We start from the raw sequence: 19,518 nt of genomic DNA, 5'->3' as shown, positions 1-19,518 counted from the left end.
TTCACCTCAAAAAAACGGGATTACCAGCGGTAATGCGAGAACGCCTTGTTGGCTTCCGCCATGCGGTGCGTCTCTTCGCGCTTCTTCACCGCGCCGCCACGGCTCTCGGCCGCGTCGACGAGCTCGGCAGCGAGCTTGCGCGGCATCGAGTTCTCGCCGCGCTTGCGCGCCGACTCGATCAGCCAGCGCATCGCCAGCGCCATGCGACGGGCCGAACGCACTTCGACGGGGACCTGGTAGGTCGCACCACCGACGCGGCGCGACTTGACCTCGACGGCCGGCGCGACGTTGCTCAGCGCCTTCTCGACGACGCTCACCGGCTCGGCGTGCTTCTGGCCGATCTGGTCGAGCGCACCGTAGACGATCTTCTCGGCCACGGACTTCTTGCCGCTCTGCATCACCATGTTGATGAAGCGAGCGATCGTGTCGCTGCCGTGCTTCGGGTCGGGCAGCGTGGTACGACTGGGATTGGAGCCTTTACGCGACATGGTTCAAGCCTTGCTTGGTTGTGCTCAGGACTTCGGACGCTTGGCGCCGTACTTGGAACGGCTCTGGCGACGCTTGGTCACGCCGGCCGCATCGAGGCTGCCGCGCACGGTGTGGTAGCGCACACCCGGGAGATCCTTGACGCGACCGCCGCGGATCAGCACCACCGAGTGCTCCTGCAGGTTGTGGCCTTCGCCACCGATGTAGCTGATGACCTCGAAGCCGTTGGTCAGGCGAACCTTGGCCACCTTGCGCAGGGCCGAGTTCGGCTTCTTCGGGGTCGTCGTGTAGACGCGCGTGCAGACGCCACGACGCTGCGGGCAATCCTGCAGGGCGGGCGAGGCGCTCTTGTACGTCTTCGGGGAGCGCGGCTTGCGCACCAATTGATTGACAGTCGACATGCGATATGAGCCCTAAGAAACAAAAGACAGGCCGAGTGAACCCGGCCTGCCCAGAAGCGGGAGTTTAACGTCCAGGCGAAGACACCGTCAAGGCGCCCCACCCCACGTTCGCATCCATTCGCTCGAACACGAGGCCGCTTCCAGCAGCCTCTTTTCGATGTAAGGTCTTCAACCGGCCGAAGCCGGGGTCACGCTCAGTGCGAATCGCCGTCGTCGGCGAACGCCTCGGCCACCGAAGCAGCCCCGAGCGTGGCCCGCTCGGACTCGGTGAGCTCGCCCTGCAGACTCCGACGCTTGGAGTGGTAGGCGAGACCCGTTCCGGCGGGGATCAAGCGCCCGACAATAACATTCTCCTTCAGGCCGCGCAAGGTGTCGCGCGTTCCACGGACGGCCGCTTCGGTCAGCACGCGCGTCGTCTCCTGGAACGACGCCGCCGAGATGAACGACTCGGTCGCGAGCGAAGCCTTGGTGATGCCGAGCAGGACCGGCAGGTACTCGGCCGGACGCTCGTCGCGGGCCAGCGCACGCGCATTCGCGTCGAGCACACGCAGGCGGTCGGCCTGCTCGCCACGCAGGTAGCGCGTGTCGCCGGCGACCGTGATCTCGACCTTGCGCAGCATCTGGCGAATGATCGCCTCGATGTGCTTGTCGTTGATCTTCACGCCCTGCAGGCGGTAGACGTCCTGGATTTCCTTGGTCAGGTAGACCGCCAGCGGCTCGACGCCGAGCAGGCGCAGGATGTCGTGCGGATTCGGCTCGCCGTCGACGACCGTCTCGCCCTTCTCCACGTGCTCGCCCTCGAACACGATGACCTGGCGCCACTTCGGGATCAGCTCCTCGTGCTCGTTGCCGTCCGAGTCCTTGATGATGAGGCGCTGCTTGCCCTTGGTGTCCTTGCCGAAGCTGATGATGCCGGAGCGCTCGGCGAGGATCGCCGGCTCCTTCGGCTTGCGTGCCTCGAACAGGTCGGCGACGCGCGGTAGACCACCGGTGATGTCGCGGGTCTTGGACGTTTCCTGCGGGATACGCGCGACGACGTCGCCGACGCCGACCTCGGCACCGTCCTGCAGCGAGACGATCGCACCGGCCGGCAGGAAGTACTGCGCCGGGATGTCGGTGCCGGGCAGGCGCAGCTCGCCGCCCTTCTTGTCGACGAGGCGGACCATCGGGCGAAGGTCCTTGGCGGCGACGCCACGACGCTTCGGATCCGTGACCACCGAGCTCGCGAGACCGGTCAGCTCGTCGACCTGCTCCTGGACCGTGATGCCGTCCTGGAAGTCGATGTAGCGGATGACACCGGCCACTTCCGACACGATCGGGTGGGTATGCGGATCCCACTTGGCGATCGTCTGGCCCGCCTTGATGGCCGCGCCGTCCTTGACGTCGATGACCGCGCCGTACGGCACTTTGTAGCGCTCGCGCTCGCGGCCGTGCGCATCCATGACCGACAGTTCGCCCGAGCGCGACACCGCCACGAGGTGGCCGTTGTTGTGCTGGACCGTCTTGAGGTTGTTGAACTTGACCGCGCCGGTCGTCTTGACCTGCACGTTGTCGACCGCCGCCGCTCGCGACGCCGCGCCACCGATGTGGAACGTGCGCATCGTCAGCTGCGTGCCGGGCTCGCCGATCGACTGCGCGGCGATGACGCCGACCGCCTCGCCGATGTTGACGAGGTGGCCACGCGCGAGGTCGCGGCCGTAGCACAGGCCGCACACGCCGAACGTCGCTTCGCAGGTGATCGGCGAACGCACGAGCACCGACTGCACGCCGGCGGCCTCGAGCCTCTCGACGATCTTCTCGTCGAGCAGCGTGCTGCGCGTGACGATCGGATCCTCGTCGTTGCCGGGCGCGAAGACGTCCTCGGCGGCGACGCGACCGAGCACGCGGTCGCGCAGCGGCTCGACGACGTCGCCGCCCTCGACGATCGGCGCCATGGTGACGCCGTTCGCGGTGTTGCAGTCGACGGACGTGACGACGACGTCCTGGGCGACGTCGACGAGGCGACGCGTCAGGTAACCCGAGTTCGCGGTCTTGAGCGCCGTGTCGGCGAGGCCCTTTCGCGCGCCGTGGGTCGAGTTGAAGTACTGGAGGACGTCGAGGCCTTCGCGGAAGTTCGCCTTGATGGGCGTCTCGATGATCGAGCCGTCCGGACGCGCCATGAGGCCACGCATGCCGGCGAGCTGGCGGATCTGCGCCGCCGAACCACGCGCGCCGGAGTCGGCCATGATGTAGAGCGAGTTCATCGACTTCTGGTCGACCGTCTCACCCTTGGCATTGGCGATCTTGTCGACGCCGATACCCTTCATCATCGCCTGCGCGACGAGCTCGTTGGTGCGCGACCAGATGTCGACGACCTTGTTGTAGCGCTCGCCGGCGGTGACGAGACCGGACTGGAACTGCTCCTGGATCTCGACGACGTCCTTCTCGGCGCTCTCGAGGATCGCCTTCTTCTCGCCCGGGATCTTCATGTCGTCGATGCCGATCGAGATGCCCGCGCGCGTCGCGTAGTGGAAGCCCATGTACATGAGCTTGTCCGCGAACACGACCGTTTCCTTGAGGCCGAGCTGGCGGTAGCACGCGTTGATGAGGCGCGAGATGTTCTTCTTGGTCAGCTCGGTGTTGACCAGCGCGAACGGCAGGCCGACCGGCAGGATGTCCACGAGCAGCGCGCGGCCGATCGTCGTCTCCTGGATCGTCGTGCGCTCGCTGCGCTCCTTGGTGACGTCGTCGATGAGCACTTCGTGGATGCGCACGCGCACCTTCGCGTGCAGCGCGACGGCGCGGTTCTCGTACGCACGGCGCACCTCGGCGACGTTCGCGAACACCATGCCTTCGCCCGGCACGTTCTCGAGCGCTCGGGTCATGTAGTACAGGCCGAGCACGACGTCCTGCGACGGCACGATGATCGGGTCGCCGTTGGCCGGCGACAGGATGTTGTTCGACGACATCATGAGCGCACGCGCCTCGAGCTGGGCTTCCAGCGAGAGCGGCACGTGGACGGCCATCTGGTCACCGTCGAAGTCGGCGTTGAACGCCGTACAGACGAGCGGGTGCAGCTGGATCGCCTTGCCTTCGATGAGGACCGGCTCGAACGCCTGGATGCCGAGGCGGTGCAGCGTCGGCGCGCGGTTGAGCAGCACCGGGTGCTCGCGGATCACCTCCTCGAGGATGTCCCAGACGTCGCCTTCTTCACGCTCGACGAGCTTCTTCGCAGCCTTGATCGTCGTGGCCAGGCCACGGCGCTGCAGCTTGGAGAAGATGAACGGCTTGAACAGCTCGAGCGCCATCTTCTTCGGCAGGCCGCACTGGTGCAGCTTGAGCGTCGGGCCGACCACGATGACCGAGCGGCCCGAGTAGTCGACGCGCTTGCCGAGCAGGTTCTGGCGGAAGCGGCCCTGCTTGCCCTTGATCATGTCGGCGAGCGACTTGAGCGGGCGCTTGTTGGTGCCGGTGATGGCACGGCCGCGGCGGCCGTTGTCCATCAGCGCGTCGACCGCTTCCTGCAGCATGCGCTTCTCGTTGCGCACGATGATGTCGGGCGCATTGAGCTCGAGCAGGCGCTTGAGGCGGTTGTTGCGGTTGATGACGCGGCGGTACAGGTCGTTGAGGTCCGACGTCGCGAAGCGGCCGCCGTCGAGCGGCACCAGCGGGCGCAGGTCCGGCGGCAGCACCGGCAGCACGGTCAGCACCATCCACTCGGGGCGGTTGCCCGACTCGAGGAAGCTCTCGACCAGCTTGATGCGCTTGGACAGGCGCTTGAGCTTGGTCTCGGAGTTCGTCGCGGCGATCTCCTCGCGCAGGCGGATCAGCTCGGCGTTGAGGTCGATCGTCTTGAGCAGCTCGTAGACGGCCTCGGCACCCATGCGGGCGTCGAACTCGTCACCGTGCTCCTCGACGGCCTGCAGGTACTGCTCCTCGTTGAGCAGCTGGCCGCGCTCGAGCGCGGTCAGGCCCGGATCGATGACCACGTAGGCCTCGAAGTAGAGGATGCGCTCGATGTCGCGCAGCGTCATGTCGAGCATGAGGCCGATGCGCGACGGCAGCGACTTGAGGAACCAGATGTGCGCGGTCGGGCTGGCCAGCTCGATGTGGCCCATGCGCTCGCGGCGCACCTTGGCCAGCGTCACTTCCGTGCCGCACTTCTCGCAGACCACGCCACGATGCTTCATGCGCTTGTACTTGCCGCACAGGCACTCGTAGTCCTTGATCGGGCCGAAGATCGCCGCGCAGAACAGGCCGTCACGCTCGGGCTTGAACGTGCGGTAGTTGATCGTCTCGGGCTTCTTCACTTCGCCGAACGACCACGAACGGATCAGGTCCGGCGAGGCGAGCGCGATCTTGATCGCGTCGAAGTCCAGCGTCTGGCGCTGCTGGTTGAACAGGTTAAGCAGGTCTTTCATGGGATTCTCCTGAGCTCAGCGGCCGATCACTTCTTGGACTCTTCGAGCTCGATGTTGATCGCCAGCGAGCGGATTTCCTTGACCAGCACATTGAACGACTCGGGCATGCCCGCGACCATCTCGTGGTCGCCGTCGACGATGTTCTTGTACATCTGGTTGCGGCCCGACACGTCGTCGGACTTGACCGTCAGCATTTCCTGCAGCGTGTAGGCCGCGCCGTACGCCTCGAGTGCCCAGACTTCCATCTCGCCGAAGCGCTGGCCGCCGAACTGCGCCTTGCCACCCAGCGGCTGCTGCGTGACGAGCGAGTACGGACCGGTCGAACGCGCGTGCATCTTGTCGTCGACGAGGTGGTTGAGCTTGAGCACGTGCATGTAGCCGACCGTAACCGGGCGGTCGAACGCCTCGCCCGTGCGGCCGTCGATGAGCTTGGTCTGGCCCGACTCCGGGAGGTCGGCGAGCTTGAGCATCGCCTTGATCTCGGACTCGAACGCACCGTCGAACACCGGCGTCGCCATCGGCACGCCGTGGCGCAGGTTGCGCGCCATGCCGAGCAGCTCGTCGTCGGTGAACGACTTGAGGTCCACGCGCTGCTTGAACGCATCCTTGTCGTGGTTGTAGATCGCGTCGAGGAACTTGCGGATCTCGCCGACCTTCTCGTTCGCGTCGAGCATCTTGCCGATCTTCTCGCCGAGGCCCTTCGCGGCCCAGCCGAGGTGGGTCTCGAGAATCTGGCCGATGTTCATTCGCGACGGCACGCCGAGCGGGTTGAGCACGATGTCGACCGGGCGGCCATCGGCCGCGTACGGCATGTCCTCGACCGGCACGATCATCGACACGACACCCTTGTTGCCGTGGCGGCCGGCCATCTTGTCGCCCGGCTGGATGCGGCGCTTCACGGCCAGGTAGACCTTGACCATCTTGAGCACGCCCGGGGCGAGGTCGTCGCCGGCGGTGATCTTGGCCTGCTTCTCCTTGAAGCGGCGGTCGAACTCCTCGCGGTGACCCTTGATCTGCTCCTGCGCGCGCTCGAGGAAGTCGGCAGCGTCCTCGTCCTTCATGCGGATCGAGAACCACTCGTCCTTCTTGAGGCCGTCGAGGTAGTCGTCGGTCAGCTCGCCCTTCTTGAAGCCGCCGGGGCCGCCGTTGGCGACCTTGCCGACGATCGAGGTGCGCAGTCGCGCGAAGATGGCGCCTTCGAGGATGCGGAACTGGTCGTCGAAGTCCTTCTTGATGCGCTTGATCTCCATCTCTTCGATCTGGCGCGCACGCTTGTCCTTCTCGATGCCGTCACGCGTGAACACGGTGACGTCGATGACGGTGCCGTCCATGCCGGGCGGCACGCGCAGCGAGCTGTCCTTCACGTCCGAGGCCTTCTCGCCGAAGATCGCGCGCAGCAGCTTCTCTTCCGGCGTGAGCTGGCTCTCGCCCTTCGGCGTGACCTTGCCGACGAGGATGTCGCCCGCCTTCACCTCTGCGCCGATGTAGACGACGCCGGACTCGTCCAGGCGCGCGAGCGCCTGCTCGCCGACGTTCGGGATGTCGGCGGTGATCTCCTCGGGACCGAGCTTGGTGTCGCGCGCGACGCAGGTCAGTTCCTCGATGTGGATCGTCGTGTAGCGGTCTTCCTGGACGACGCGCTCGGAGATGAGGATCGAGTCCTCGAAGTTGTAGCCGTTCCACGGCATGAACGCGACGAGCATGTTCTGGCCGAGGGCGAGCTCGCCGAGGTCCGTCGACGGGCCGTCGGCGAGCACGTCGCCGATCTCGACCTTGTCGCCGACCTTCACGAGCGGACGCTGGTTGAGGTTGGTGTTCTGGTTGGAGCGCGTGTACTTGGTCAGCGGGTAGATGTCGACGCCGGCATCGTTCTCGCCGATCTCGCTCTCGTTGACGCGCACGACGATGCGCGCGGCGTCGACCTGGTCGATCTCGCCGCCGCGGCGCGCGGCCACGATCACGCCCGAGTCGCGCGCCACGGCGCGCTCGATGCCCGTGCCGACCACCGGGGTCTGCGCACGCAGCGTCGGCACCGCCTGGCGCTGCATGTTGGCGCCCATGAGCGCGCGGTTCGCGTCGTCGTGCTCGAGGAACGGCACGAGCGCGGCCGCGACCGACACGGTCTGCATCGGCGAGACGTCCATGTACTCGATGTTGCTGGCCGGACGCAGCTCGGACTCGCCGTGCGAACGGCAGGACACGAACTCCTCGACGAAGCTGCCGTCCTTCTTGAGCGGCGAGTTCGCCTGCGCGATGACGTGGTCACCTTCGTCGATCGCCGAGAGGAACTCGACGTCGTTGGTGATCTTGCCGTTCACGACGCGGCGGTACGGCGTCTCGAGGAAGCCGTACTCGTTGGTGCGCGCGTAGACCGCGAGCGAGTTGATCAGGCCGATGTTCGGGCCTTCCGGCGTCTCGATCGTGCAGACGCGGCCGTAATGGGTCGGGTGCACGTCGCGCACTTCGAAGCCGGCGCGCTCGCGGGTCAGGCCGCCCGGGCCGAGGGCCGAGACGCGACGCTTGTGCGTGACTTCCGAGAGCGGGTTGTTCTGGTCCATGAACTGCGACAGCTGCGAGGAGCCGAAGAACTCCTTGATCGCGGCGGCCACCGGCTTGGCGTTGATCAGCTCCTGCGGGGTCAGGCCCTCCGACTCGGCCAGCGACAGGCGCTCCTTGACCGCGCGCTCGACGCGCACGAGGCCGATGCGGAACACGTTCTCGGCCATCTCGCCGACCGAACGCACGCGGCGGTTGCCGAGGTGGTCGATGTCGTCGACCGTGCCGCGGCCGTTGCGGATCTCGATGAGCACCTTGAGCACGTCGAGGATGTCCGAGCCGTCCGCGAACTCGCGCACGAGCGACTTGGAGTTCTCGTCGTTGCGGTCGCCGAAGTAGCGGCCGTCGAACAGGATGCCCGGGCCCACGTCTTCCTTGCGGCCGACGCGGCGGTTGAACTTCATGCGACCGACGCGATCGAGGTCGTAGCGCTCGGCCGAGAAGAACAGGTTCTGGAACAGGTTCTGCGCGGCGTCCTTGGTCGGCGGCTCGCCCGGACGCATCATGCGGTAGATCTCGACCAGCGCCTCGAGCGGCGACTTGGTCGGATCGATGCGCAGCGTCTTGGAGATGTAGTCACCGCGGTCGAGGTCGTTGACCCACAGCGTGGCGATCTTGTCGACGCCGGCCTTGCGGAAGGCTTCGAGGTGCGCGTCGGCGATCTCGGTGTTGGCCGCGGCGAGCAGCTCGCCGGTCTTCGCGTCGACGATGTCGTGCGCGAGGATGCGGCCGACCAGGTACTCGTCCGGCACTTCAAGCGACTTGATGCCCGCGCTCTCGAGGCGGCGCACGTGGCGCGCCGTGATGCGCTTGGCGGTCTCGACGATGACCTCGTCACCGACCTTGAGGTCGAAGTTCAGCGTTTCGCCACGCAGGCGCTCGGCCACGAGCTCGAGCTCGGCACCGTCCTTCTTGCCCAGATGGAAGACGTTGTGCTCGAAGAAGATGTTGAGCATCTGCTCGTTGGTGTAGCCGAGCGCGCGCAGCAGGATCGTCACCGGCAGCTTGCGGCGACGGTCGATGCGCGTGAACAGCGCGTCCTTCGGGTCGAACTCGAAATCGAGCCACGAGCCACGGTAGGGGATCACGCGCGCGCTGTAGAGCAGCTTGCCCGAGGAGTGCGTCTTGCCGCGGTCGTGGTCGAAGAACACGCCCGGCGAACGATGCAGCTGCGAGACGATGACGCGCTCGGTGCCGTTGACGATGAAGGTGCCGGTGTCGGTCATGAGCGGCAGTTCGCCCATGTAGACCTCCTGCTCCTTGACGTACTTGATCGCCTTGACCGACGACTCGCGGTCGTAGATGACCAGGCGCACGGTCACGCGCAGCGGCGCACCGTACGACATGCCGCGCGAACGGCACTCGCGCTCGTCGAAGGCGGGCTCGCCGAGGCGGTAGCTCACGTACTCGAGCGCGGCATTGCCGGAGTAGCTCGAGATCGGGAAGACCGATTTGAGCGCCGCGTGCAACCCCTTGTCCTCGCGCTGGTTGGGATCACCGTCCAGCTGCAGGAACTCGCGATACGAGTCGACCTGGATGGCGAGCAGGAACGGGACGTCCAGAACCGGCGGACGCTTGCCGAAATCCTTGCGGATGCGCTTCTTTTCAGTGAACGAGTAGGTCATCGTGGGGTACCGCCTCGGAGCTTTGGTCGGCACGGGCTATGCCGACGGGGTTTGAAAGCCGGGAATCGTGATTCGGGATGCGTGGGAGCCTTGTCGTGTCCACGCATTCCGGATCGCGAATCCCGTTCGTGCAACGGACAAAGCCCGGGGGCTCTCGCCCCCAGGCCTGCCTGTTACTGGCCGAGTAACCGACGCAAAGCGTCGCTTACTTGATCTCGACGGTGGCGCCGGCGGCTTCGAGATCCTTCTTCATCTTCGCGGCGTCGTCCTTGCTCACGGCTTCCTTGATGGTGCCGGTGGCTTCGACGAGGTCCTTCGCTTCCTTCAGGCCCAGGCCCGTGATGGCGCGGACGGCCTTGATGACTTCGACCTTCTTCTCGCCGGCCGACTTCAGGATGACGTTGAACTCGGTCTGCTCCTCGACCGGAGCCGCGGCAGCGGCCGGGCCGGCAGCCATGACCGGGGCGGCGGCGGAGACGCCGAACTTCTCTTCGATCGCCTTGACCAGCTCCATCACTTCGATGAGGGTCTTGCCAGCGATGGCTTCGACGATCTGCTCGTTGGAAAGGGACATTGTGATTACCTCGGGAAAATGTACTGGAATGGGATTCTGCGGATCGCGAGCGATCGCGATCAGGCCGTCTCGGCCTCGGGTTCGGCAACCGTTTCGCCGCCACCCTGCTTGTCGGCGATCGCCTTGACGGCGCGCGCGAACATGCTGGCCGGCTCGGCGAGGACACGGGCGAGCATCGCCAGGGCCTGGTCGCGGGTCGGCAGCGAGGCGAGGACCTCGACGTGGCCGGCCGGATACTGCTGGCCACCGACGGCGACGACCTTGGGCTGCAACTTGTCGTTGCCCTTGGCGAATTCCTTGATCAGGCGACCGGCAGCGCCGGGCTCCTCGGTCGAGAACGCGTACAGCAGCGGACCGACGAGCGAGTCCTTGACGCACTCGAACTCGGTACCGGCGACGGCGCGCGACGCCAGCGTGTTCTTGACGACTCGCAAGTACACACCGGTTTCGCGGGCCTTCTTGCGCATCGCGGTCAACTGCTCGACCGTGGTGCCTGCGTACTCGGCTGCGATCAGGGAGTGGGCCGAGGCTGCGACCTTTGCCAACTCGGCCACAACTTCTTGCTTCTGGGACAGATTAAGAGCCATTGCACTCCTCCAATTGAACTCCGCTCGCGACTCCTGCCGCTTGCGGTCCTGGGCGCCGCCGGATCCGTGGCGACGGGAACGCCTGGGGCGTTCCGGTGGTGGCCTCTCTGAGGATCCGTCCAGTCATCCGGAGCAGAAACCTTCCAGCGAGGGGCACCATCTACGCAGGCTTGCGTTTTGAGACCTCGACTTCGTGGACCGGGACGATCCGTGCAACACGTGCATCCTTGCTTCCCGGCCCCGAGGCGTCGGTCGCCTGCGGTCTTTGACGGCCGTCCCCGCCTCCGTGGAGGCCGGGACGCCCTCAAAAGTGTCGTGGCCGCCGCGAGGCGACCACGTTGGATCGTGTGATTACTTGGTCGGCAGGCTCGACGGATCGATCGCCACGCCGACGCCCATCGTGCTCGACAGCGACACCTTCTGCAGGAAGATGCCCTTCGCCGCGGCCGGCTTGGCCTTGACGAGGTCGGCGATCAGCGCACCGAGGTTCTCGCTGAGCGCGGTCGACTCGAAGGTCACCTTGCCGATCGTGCAGTGGATGATGCCGGCCTTGTCGTTGCGGAAGCGGACCTGGCCCGCCTTCGCGTTCTTGACCGCGGTGACGACGTCGGCCGCGACCGAGCCGTCCTTCGGGTTCGGCATGAGGCCGCGCGGGCCGAGCAGCTGGCCGAGCTTGCCGACGACGCGCATCGCGTCCGGGGTCGCGATGACGCGGTCGTAGTTGAGCTCGCCCGCCTGCATCTTCTCGGCGAGGTCGTCCATGCCCACGGCGTCGGCGCCGGCGGCCTTGGCCGCCTCGGCCTTCTCGCCGGCCGGGCAGAACACCGCGACGCGGACGCTCTTGCCGGTGCCGTGCGGCAGCACGGACGAACCGCGCACGCCCTGGTCGGACTTCTTCGCATCGATGCCGAGACGGATTGCTACGTCGACGGACTCGACGAACTTGGTCTTGGCGCCGTCCTTCACGATCTTGATCGCCTCGTCGAGGGCGTACGACTTGCCCGGGACGACCTTCTCGCGGAGTGCCTTGTAACGCTTGCCGATGATTGCCATTGCCTTAACCCTCCACCACCAGACCCATGCTGCGCGCGCTGCCGGCGATCGTTCGCACGGCGGCATCCAGGCTCGCGGCCGTCAGATCGGGTTCCTTCGCCTTCGCGATGTCCTCGAGCTGCTTGCGCGTGACCTTGCCGACCTTCTCCGTGTTCGGGCGCTTGGAGCCCGACTGGAGACCCGTCGCCTTCTTGAGAAGGATCGTCGCGGGGGGGGTCTTGGTGATGAACGTGAAGCTGCGGTCCGAATAGGCCGTGATCACGACCGGGATCGGAAGACCCGGCTCGAGCTTCTGCGTGGCGGCGTTGAAGGCCTTGCAGAACTCCATGATGTTGAGGCCGCGCTGGCCGAGGGCGGGGCCCACGGGCGGCGACGGGTTGGCCTGACCGGCCTTCACCTGCAGCTTGATGTAACCGACGACTTTCTTTGCCATTTCACTCTCTCCGGGTACCAGCGCCTGGGATCAGGCTCCCCATCGGATCGGGAGAATCACGCGTCCCGACATCGCGTATCTCGTTCGCGCGAAAGGCCGCCCGGGGGCGGCCATTGCGGTTGCCCGGCTCGACCGGACAAGGGAGCCGCGCAGCATAGCAGGATTGGCGTCGCCACGGCAATCGGTGCCGTGGCGGCGTGGATCAGGCCTTCTCGACCTGGCCGAACTCGAGCTCGACGGGCGTGGAGCGGCCGAAGATGAGCACCGCGACGCGCAGTCGGCTCTTCTCGTAGTTGACTTCCTCGACGACGCCGTTGAAGTCGTTGAACGGGCCTTCGGTGACGCGGACCATCTCGCCCGGCTCGAACAGCACCTTCGGCTTGGGCTTGTCGACGCCTTCCTGCACGCGGCGCAGGATCGCATCGGCTTCGGAGTCCTTGATCGGGAGCGGGCGATCGGCGGTACCGCCGATGAAACCCATGACCTTGGCGGTTTCCTTGATCAGGTGCCAGGAGTCGTCGTCGATGCGCAGCTTGCGGTCGGAATCGTCCGTCTCGATCTGCACGAGCACGTAGCCCGGGAAGAACTTGCGCTCGCTGCGGCGCTTCTGGCCGCCGCGCATCTCGATGACTTCCTCGGTCGGCACGAGGACTTCGCCGAACTTCTCTTCCATCCCGGCGCGCACGATGCGCTCTTTCAGCGCGCGCGCGACCTGGTGCTCGAAGCCCGAGTAAGCGTGAACCACGTACCAGCGTTTTGCCATGTCAGTCTCAGTGTCCGAGCTTGAGCAGCCAGTCCATCACGATCCACTTCAGCATCAGGTCGATGATGCCGAGCACGATGCTGATGATGATCACGACGACGACGATGACCAGCGTCGTGCGCAGCGTCTCGTCGCGCGTCGGCCATACGACCTTGCGCAGCTCGAAGTGCGATTCGGAGATGAACACGCGCAGGCTGCGGCCCGGGCGCGTCATCGAGCCGACGAAGGCTGCGGCCACGATCGCGGCGAGCAGCAGGACGATGCGCAGTGCCGGCGTCCACTGCCCGGAGAAGTAGTAGAAACCGACGAATCCACCGATGAGCAATGCGGCCGCGAGGACCAGCTTGCCGATATCGGCGCCGCTCATGTTGCCGGCTTGTTCGACCTTGGTGTTCATGCGTTGTGCCGTGAGGGATGCGTGCCGGCCTGAACCGGATGGCACGCCAGGAGGGACTCGAACCCCCAACCTGCGGTTTTGGAGACCGCTGCTCTGCCAATTGAGCTACTGGCGTACTGTTTCAATGACCGGTTTGCAGCGGTGGAACCGGCAGCGGCGACCTCGGCCGCCGCTGCCTTCGGATGTTACTTGACGATCTTGGCGACGACGCCGGCGCCGACGGTGCGACCGCCTTCGCGGATCGCGAAGCGCAGGCCTTCGTCCATCGCGATCGGCGCGATCAGGCTCACCACCATCTTCACGTTGTCGCCCGGCATCACCATCTCGACGCCTTCCGGAAGCTGGCACGCGCCCGTCACGTCCGTCGTGCGGAAGTAGAACTGCGGACGGTAGCCCTTGAAGAACGGCGTGTGGCGACCGCCCTCTTCCTTCGACAGCACATACACCTCGGCCTCGAACTCCGTGTGCGGCGTGATCGAACCCGGCTTGGCCAGAACCTGGCCACGCTCCACGTCGTCACGCTTCGTGCCGCGCAGCAGCAGGCCCGCGTTGTCGCCCGCCTGGCCCTGATCCAGCAGCTTGCGGAACATTTCCACGCCCGTGACCGTCGTCTTCGTCGTCGGGCGGATGCCCACGATCTCGATTTCGTCACCGACCTTGATGATGCCGCGCTCGATGCGGCCCGTCACCACCGTGCCGCGACCCGAGATCGAGAACACGTCCTCGACCGGCATCAGGAACGTCTTCTCAACGTCGCGCTGCGGCTCCGGGATCCAGCTGTCCAGAGCGTCCACCAGCTGGATGATCGCCGGAACGCCGATCTCCGACTGGTCGCCTTCCAGCGCCGCACGGGCCGAACCCTTGATGATCGGCGTGTCGTCGCCCGGGAACTCGTACTTCGACAGCAGCTCACGGACTTCCATCTCGACGAGCTCCATCAGCTCGGCGTCGTCCACGAGGTCCGCCTTGTTCAGGAACACCACGATGTACGGCACGCCGACCTGGCGAGCCAGCAGGATGTGCTCGCGCGTCTGCGGCATCGGGCCGTCGGCGGCCGAGCACACCAGGATCGCGCCGTCCATCTGCGCCGCACCCGTGATCATGTTCTTCACGTAGTCCGCGTGGCCCGGGCAATCGACGTGCGCGTAGTGGCGCGACGGCGATTCGTATTCCACGTGCGCCGTCGAGATCGTGATGCCGCGCGCCTTCTCTTCCGGCGCCGCGTCGATCGCGTCGTAAGCCTTGAACTCGCCGCCGAAACGCTCCGCGCCGACCTTCGTCAGCGCCGCCGTCAGCGTCGTCTTGCCGTGGTCCACGTGACCGATCGTGCCCACGTTCACGTGGGGCTTGGTGCGCTCGAACTTACCCTTTGCCATGACAGTGCTCTTCTCGGTGAACGATGGAGTGGATGACGATCTGGATGGTGCTCACGAAAGGAATCGAACCTTCGACCTCCTCCTTACCAAGGAGGTGCTCTACCGACTGAGCTACGTGAGCGAAATTGTCTTCAACGATGCAGCGTGGACGCGCGTCGCGATGGAGCGGGAGACGGGAATCGAACCCGCACCATCAGCTTGGAAGGCTGAGGTTCTACCATTGAACTACTCCCGCTTCGTGCCGGAGCCTCGACGCCCGGCGTACGCGACACCGGTGGAACCTTTGGAAGGCATCGGATCGCTCCGGGGCTCCTGCCGCCTTCCGTGTCGCGCCGCTTTCGCGTCGCGCTCCGGCCCGCATCCTGCGGACCGATCGAACCTGCTTTCCCTTCGGCGGCTCGAAACCACCTCCGGAAAGGCTTTCACACATGCATGATCTGGTGGAGGGAGGTGGATTCGAACCACCGAAGGCGTGAGCCAGCAGATTTACAGTCTGCCCCCGTTGGCCGCTTGGGTATCCCTCCGGAATGCATTCGCGATGTCTGGAACCTCCGCGCGACGCCTGCGACGCGCCGCGTGAAGCCCGCGCTGTTGTTCAGAAGCACGGAGCCGCGCATTTTCACGGAGCGACCCGGCACTGTCAACCGTCGGCGACGACGTCGTGGTGCTCCGATGCCCGTCAGGCGCGCTGAGGCTCGACCACGTGCAGGTGTGCGGTCTCCTGGGCGACGCGGCGCGAAATCTCGAGCACGTTCGCGGCGTAGTCGGCGAGCAGGCGGTCCGCCTCGTCCGCGGGCTCCCATGCGGGCACCGCCGTCGCCTTGCCGTTCGGTGCGTCGAGCGCGACGAACGAGATGAGGCAATGCGTCGCAAGGCGCTCCTCGCCGCTCTTGAGGTCGCGCGCGAGCACGTCGGTGGCGACGTGCATGCTCGAGCGCCCCGTCAGCACGAGGCGGCTGCGCACGCGCACGAGGTCGCCGATGTGGATCGGCGCGACGAACTGGATGCCGCCGACCGCGACGGTCACGCAGTAGCTGCCGCTCCAGCCGACCGCACAGGCGTAACCGGCCTGGTCGATCCACTTCATGACCATGCCGCCGTGCACCTTGCCGCCGAAATTGACGTCCGACGGCTCGGCGAGGAACCGGAACTCGACTTCCCTCTGCGTACCCGGCATGGCGATGGCTCCCCGGTGTCAGACGTTGAAGCGGAAATGCAGCACGTCGCCTTCCTTGACGATGTACTCCTTGCCCTCGAGGCGCAGGCGGCCGGCTTCCTTCGCGCCGGCCTCGCCACGGTACTTCACGAAGTCGTCGTAGGCGATCGTCTCGGCACGGATGAAGCCGCGCTCGAAGTCGGTGTGGATGACCGCCGCGGCCTGCGGCGCGGTCGCGCCGACCTTGACCTGCCAGGCGCGCACTTCCTTGACGCCCGCGGTGAAGTAGGTCTGCAGGCCGAGCAGCGTGTAGCCCGCGCGGATCACGCGGTTGAGGCCGGGCTCGTCGAGGCCGAGGTCCTTGAGGAACTCGTCGCGATCGGCGTCCTCGAGCTGCGAGAGCTCCTCCTCGATCGCCGCGCAGACGGGCACCACCTGGGCACCCTCGACCTCGGCGCGCGCCCTCACCTTGTCCAGGTGCGGGTTGTCCTTGAAGCCGTCCTCGAGCACGTTGGCGATGTACATGAGCGGCTTGAGCGTGAGCAGGAACAGGTCGCGGACGAGCGCCTTCTCCTCCTCGTCGAGTCCGGCCGCACGCGCGGGCCGGCCTTCGTTGAGGACCGCCGCGAGCTTCTGCAGCACGGGGCGCTTGGCCAGCGCCTCCTTGTCGTTGGCCTTGGCCGCACGCTCGGCCTTGTTCAGCGCCTTGTCCACCGAGTCGAGGTCGGCGAGCGCGAGCTCGGTGTCGATCGTCTCGATGTCGGCGATCGGGTCGACCTTGCCGGCGACGTGCACGATGTCGGTGTGGTCGAAGCAGCGCACCACGTGCGCGATCGCGTCGACCTCGCGGATGTGCGAGAGGAACTTGTTGCCGAGGCCCTCGCCCTTCGAGGCGCCCGCGACGAGGCCGGCGATGTCGACGAACTCCATCGACGTCGGCACGAGCTTCTGCGGCTTGACGATGTCGGCGAGCACGCCGAGGCGCTCGTCCGGCACGGGCACGACGCCGACGTTCGGGTCGATCGTGCAGAACGGGAAATTCGCCGCGGCGATGCCCGCCTTGGTCAGCGCATTGAACAGGGTCGACTTGCCCACGTTGGGCAGGCCGACGATGCCGCATTTGATACCCATGGTCTGCTCCCGCGGATGGAGGATCGGGAATCGGGAGTCGCGTGCGACTCCCGATTCCCGATGCCCTACCCGGCTGTCGTGTGGAGGCGTTGCATGGCCTTCTCGAACTCGCCGCCGACCGCCAGGGGCAGCACGTCGAGCGCATCGGAGACCGCGTTGATGATGGCCTGCTCGTCCTTCGCGCCGGGCCGCCCGAGCACCCACGACAGCACGCGGTCGCGATGGCCCGGATGGCCGATGCCGACGCGCAGGCGATGGAACTTGCCGTGGCCGACGTGCGCGAACAGGTCGCGCAAGCCGTTCTGGCCGCCGTGGCCGCCGTCGAACTTGAGGCGCGCGGTACCGGCAGGCAGGTCGAGATCGTCGTGCGCGACGAGCATCTGCGAAGGGTCGATCTTGTAGTAGCGCAGCGCAGCCGAGACCGACAGGCCGCTCTTGTTCATGTAGGTCGTCGGCTTGAGCAGCCAGACCGGCTCGCCGCCGATGACGACCTTGGCCGTCTCGCCGTGCAGCTTCGTATCGATGCCGAAGCGCGCCGATTCACGCTCGGCGAGCGCGTCGACGAACCAGAACCCGGCGTTGTGCCGGGTTCCGAGATGTTCGGCCCCGGGGTTCCCGAGGCCGACGACGAGGCGCAATCCCGCCATGCGTGGAAGCTCCGCGCTCGAAGGGATCGCGCCCGCCGCTTACTTCTTGTCGTCCTTCTTGGCGTCGGCCGCCGCGGCCTCGCCTTCGGCCGGGGCCGGATCGACCTCTTCCTTGGCGTGCTTGGCGATGACGATCGCGATGTCGTGTTCCTTGCCGAGCTTGAGCTCGGGGATCTCGACGCCTTCCGGCAGCTTGATCTCGGACAGGTGCACGATGTCGCCGACGTTCAGGCCCGACAGGTCGACCTCGATGAACTCCGGGAGGTTCTTCGGCAGGCACGAGACTTCGACCTCGTTGAGCTCGTGCGTGACGATGACGCCCGAGGTCTTGCCGGCGACCGAGGTCTCCTGGTTGAGGAAGTGCAGCGGCACGCGGACGCGGAGGTCCTGGTCGTCGCGGACGCGCTGGAAGTCGAGGTGCGAGATCAGCGGCTTGAACGGATGGCGCTGCATGTCACGCAGCAGGACCTTCTGCACGTCGCCGTTGAGGTCGAGGTCGAGGATCGCCGAGTAGAACCACTCGTTCTGCGAGGCGAGGAAGACGTCGTTGTGCGACAGCTGGATGCTCACGGGATCGAGCTGGCCACCGTAGACGATCGCCGGCACGCTGCCCGCGCGACGCAGGCGGCGGCTCGCACCCTTACCCTCGTCCTTGCGCAGCTGCACCGAAATTTTGTGGGACTTTGCCATGATGGAAACTACCTTCTGGATGGATCCGCCTCGCGGCGGCTGGTGTGCTCCCCCGCGACCAGGAGAGCGTTGTCGCGCCGGTGGCGGCGTAGGCGACGCGTGCCGGGCAGGCCCGGCGGCGCGTGCAGGCGCCGTCAGTCGACGTAGAGCGAACTGACCGATTCACCGTAGGCGATGCGGCGGATGGTCTCCGCGAGCAACTCGGCGACCGAGAGCTGGCGGATCTTCCCGCACGCGCGCGCGGCGTCGGAGAGCTGGATCGTGTCGGTGACGACGAGTTCGTCGAGCACCGACGCGGTGATGTTCTGGATCGCCGGGCCCGACAGCACGGCGTGCGTGCAGTAGGCCACGACCTTGCGCGCGCCGTTGCGCTTGAGCGCGGCGGCCGCGGCGCACAGCGTGCCGGCGGTGTCGACGATGTCGTCGACGAGCACGCAGGACTTGCCCTCGACCTCGCCGATGATGTTCATGACCGTCGACTCGTTCGGGCGCGGGCGGCGCTTGTCGATGATCGCGAGGTCGGCGTCGTCGAGGCGCTTGGCGATCGCGCGCGCGCGCACCACGCCGCCGACGTCCGGACTGACCACGATGAGGTCGTCCTTGGCGTTGTGGCGCCAGATGTCGGCGAGCAGCACCGGCGAGGCGTAGACGTTGTCCAGCGGCATGTCGAAGAAGCCCTGGATCTGGTCGGCGTGCAGGTCGACCGTGAGCACGCGGTCGGTGCCGACCGCGCCGATCATCTTGGCCGCGACCTTGGCCGTGATCGCGACGCGCGACGAACGCTGGCGGCGATCCTGGCGCGCGTAGCCGAAGTACGGCAGCACCGCGGTGACGCTCGCCGCCGACGCGCGCTTGAGCGCGTCGATGAGCACGAGCAGCTCCATGAAGTTGTCGGCCGTCGGCGCCGAGGTCGGCTGCACCACGAACACTTCCTGCTTGCGCACGTTCTCCTCGATCTCGACGTGCACCTCGCCGTCACTGAAGCGGCCGACGAGGGCCTTGCCGAGCGGCACGGCGAGCTCGCTGCAGATCGTCTGCGCGAGCGGACGGTTCGCGTTGCCGCTGAAAACGAGGATGCCTGCGGATTTCGCCGACGCGTTCACTGCCTTCTCCGTCACACCCGGGTGCTGCCGACGAGCCGGATGCGTCGCTCGACATGGCTGGGGCGGCAGGATTCGAACCTGCGAATGCCGGGATCAAAACCCGGTGCCTTACCACTTGGCGACGCCCCAGCGGGAAATCG

Annotated in this window: 16 protein-coding genes and 5 tRNA genes; all 21 read right to left on the bottom strand. The window is 66.3% G+C overall.

Features of this window, described 5'->3' with window-relative positions:
• Positions 1–20 precede the first annotated feature (20 nt).
• Entirely contained in the window at positions 21–488 is a 468-nt protein-coding gene (rpsG, locus tag ACQQ2N_RS11375; protein ID WP_440221694.1) for a 30S ribosomal protein S7, read from the bottom strand.
• A gap of 24 nt (positions 489–512) precedes the next feature.
• The gene (rpsL, locus tag ACQQ2N_RS11370) at positions 513–887 is read right to left on the bottom strand and encodes a 30S ribosomal protein S12 (protein WP_092410919.1); all 375 of its coding nucleotides are present in this window, start codon (positions 885–887) and stop codon (positions 513–515) included.
• 194 nt (positions 888–1,081) lie between these two features.
• Positions 1,082–5,287, bottom strand: a complete 4,206-nt coding sequence (rpoC, locus tag ACQQ2N_RS11365) for a DNA-directed RNA polymerase subunit beta' (RefSeq protein ID WP_440221693.1) — start codon at positions 5,285–5,287, stop codon at positions 1,082–1,084.
• Positions 5,288–5,313: 26 nt separating this feature from the next.
• Entirely contained in the window at positions 5,314–9,468 is a 4,155-nt protein-coding gene (rpoB, locus tag ACQQ2N_RS11360) for a DNA-directed RNA polymerase subunit beta (protein WP_440221692.1), read from the bottom strand.
• 205 nt (positions 9,469–9,673) lie between these two features.
• A complete protein-coding gene (rplL, locus tag ACQQ2N_RS11355; protein WP_440221691.1) occupies positions 9,674–10,042 on the bottom strand; it encodes a 50S ribosomal protein L7/L12 in 369 nt (122 codons plus the stop codon).
• Positions 10,043–10,101: 59 nt separating this feature from the next.
• Entirely contained in the window at positions 10,102–10,629 is a 528-nt protein-coding gene (gene rplJ / locus ACQQ2N_RS11350; RefSeq protein ID WP_440221690.1) for a 50S ribosomal protein L10, read from the bottom strand.
• 351 nt (positions 10,630–10,980) lie between these two features.
• Complete coding sequence (gene rplA, locus ACQQ2N_RS11345) at positions 10,981–11,682, bottom strand: 50S ribosomal protein L1 (protein ID WP_440221689.1); 702 nt, start codon at positions 11,680–11,682, stop codon at positions 10,981–10,983.
• 4 nt (positions 11,683–11,686) lie between these two features.
• On the bottom strand, positions 11,687–12,115 hold the full coding sequence (gene rplK, locus ACQQ2N_RS11340) for a 50S ribosomal protein L11 (RefSeq protein ID WP_440221688.1): 429 nt from the start codon (positions 12,113–12,115) through the stop codon (positions 11,687–11,689).
• A 202-nt stretch (positions 12,116–12,317) separates the two neighbouring features.
• Positions 12,318–12,878 (bottom strand): transcription termination/antitermination protein NusG, encoded by a 561-nt coding sequence (gene nusG, locus ACQQ2N_RS11335; protein ID WP_440221687.1) that lies wholly within the window; start codon positions 12,876–12,878, stop codon positions 12,318–12,320.
• A 7-nt stretch (positions 12,879–12,885) separates the two neighbouring features.
• Complete coding sequence (gene secE, locus ACQQ2N_RS11330) at positions 12,886–13,275, bottom strand: preprotein translocase subunit SecE (RefSeq protein ID WP_440221686.1); 390 nt, start codon at positions 13,273–13,275, stop codon at positions 12,886–12,888.
• 39 nt (positions 13,276–13,314) lie between these two features.
• Positions 13,315–13,390 (bottom strand) — tRNA-Trp (locus ACQQ2N_RS11325).
• A gap of 70 nt (positions 13,391–13,460) precedes the next feature.
• Positions 13,461–14,651: an elongation factor Tu gene (tuf, locus tag ACQQ2N_RS11320; protein WP_440221685.1), complete on the bottom strand. Its 1,191-nt coding sequence runs from the start codon at positions 14,649–14,651 to the stop codon at positions 13,461–13,463.
• Positions 14,652–14,696: 45 nt separating this feature from the next.
• Positions 14,697–14,772: transfer RNA gene (locus ACQQ2N_RS11315), tRNA-Thr, on the bottom strand.
• A 40-nt stretch (positions 14,773–14,812) separates the two neighbouring features.
• Positions 14,813–14,886: transfer RNA gene (locus tag ACQQ2N_RS11310), tRNA-Gly, on the bottom strand.
• A gap of 203 nt (positions 14,887–15,089) precedes the next feature.
• Positions 15,090–15,175: transfer RNA gene (locus ACQQ2N_RS11305), tRNA-Tyr, on the bottom strand.
• Between the two features lie 155 nt (positions 15,176–15,330).
• Entirely contained in the window at positions 15,331–15,828 is a 498-nt protein-coding gene (locus tag ACQQ2N_RS11300) for an acyl-CoA thioesterase (protein WP_440221684.1), read from the bottom strand.
• A gap of 18 nt (positions 15,829–15,846) precedes the next feature.
• Complete coding sequence (gene ychF, locus ACQQ2N_RS11295) at positions 15,847–16,938, bottom strand: redox-regulated ATPase YchF (RefSeq protein ID WP_440221683.1); 1,092 nt, start codon at positions 16,936–16,938, stop codon at positions 15,847–15,849.
• 65 nt (positions 16,939–17,003) lie between these two features.
• The gene (gene pth / locus ACQQ2N_RS11290; protein ID WP_440221682.1) at positions 17,004–17,585 is read right to left on the bottom strand and encodes an aminoacyl-tRNA hydrolase; all 582 of its coding nucleotides are present in this window, start codon (positions 17,583–17,585) and stop codon (positions 17,004–17,006) included.
• Between the two features lie 39 nt (positions 17,586–17,624).
• Positions 17,625–18,275, bottom strand: a complete 651-nt coding sequence (locus ACQQ2N_RS11285) for a 50S ribosomal protein L25/general stress protein Ctc (RefSeq protein WP_440221681.1) — start codon at positions 18,273–18,275, stop codon at positions 17,625–17,627.
• A gap of 134 nt (positions 18,276–18,409) precedes the next feature.
• On the bottom strand, positions 18,410–19,351 hold the full coding sequence (locus ACQQ2N_RS11280; protein WP_440225746.1) for a ribose-phosphate diphosphokinase: 942 nt from the start codon (positions 19,349–19,351) through the stop codon (positions 18,410–18,412).
• Positions 19,352–19,432: 81 nt separating this feature from the next.
• Positions 19,433–19,507 (bottom strand) — tRNA-Gln (locus ACQQ2N_RS11275).
• Positions 19,508–19,518 lie beyond the last annotated feature (11 nt).

This window comes from Dokdonella aquatica (assembly GCF_051987395.1).
In the GTDB taxonomy this organism is placed as follows: domain Bacteria; phylum Pseudomonadota; class Gammaproteobacteria; order Xanthomonadales; family Rhodanobacteraceae; genus Dokdonella.
This window is presented reverse-complemented; position numbering and strand designations above follow the sequence as displayed.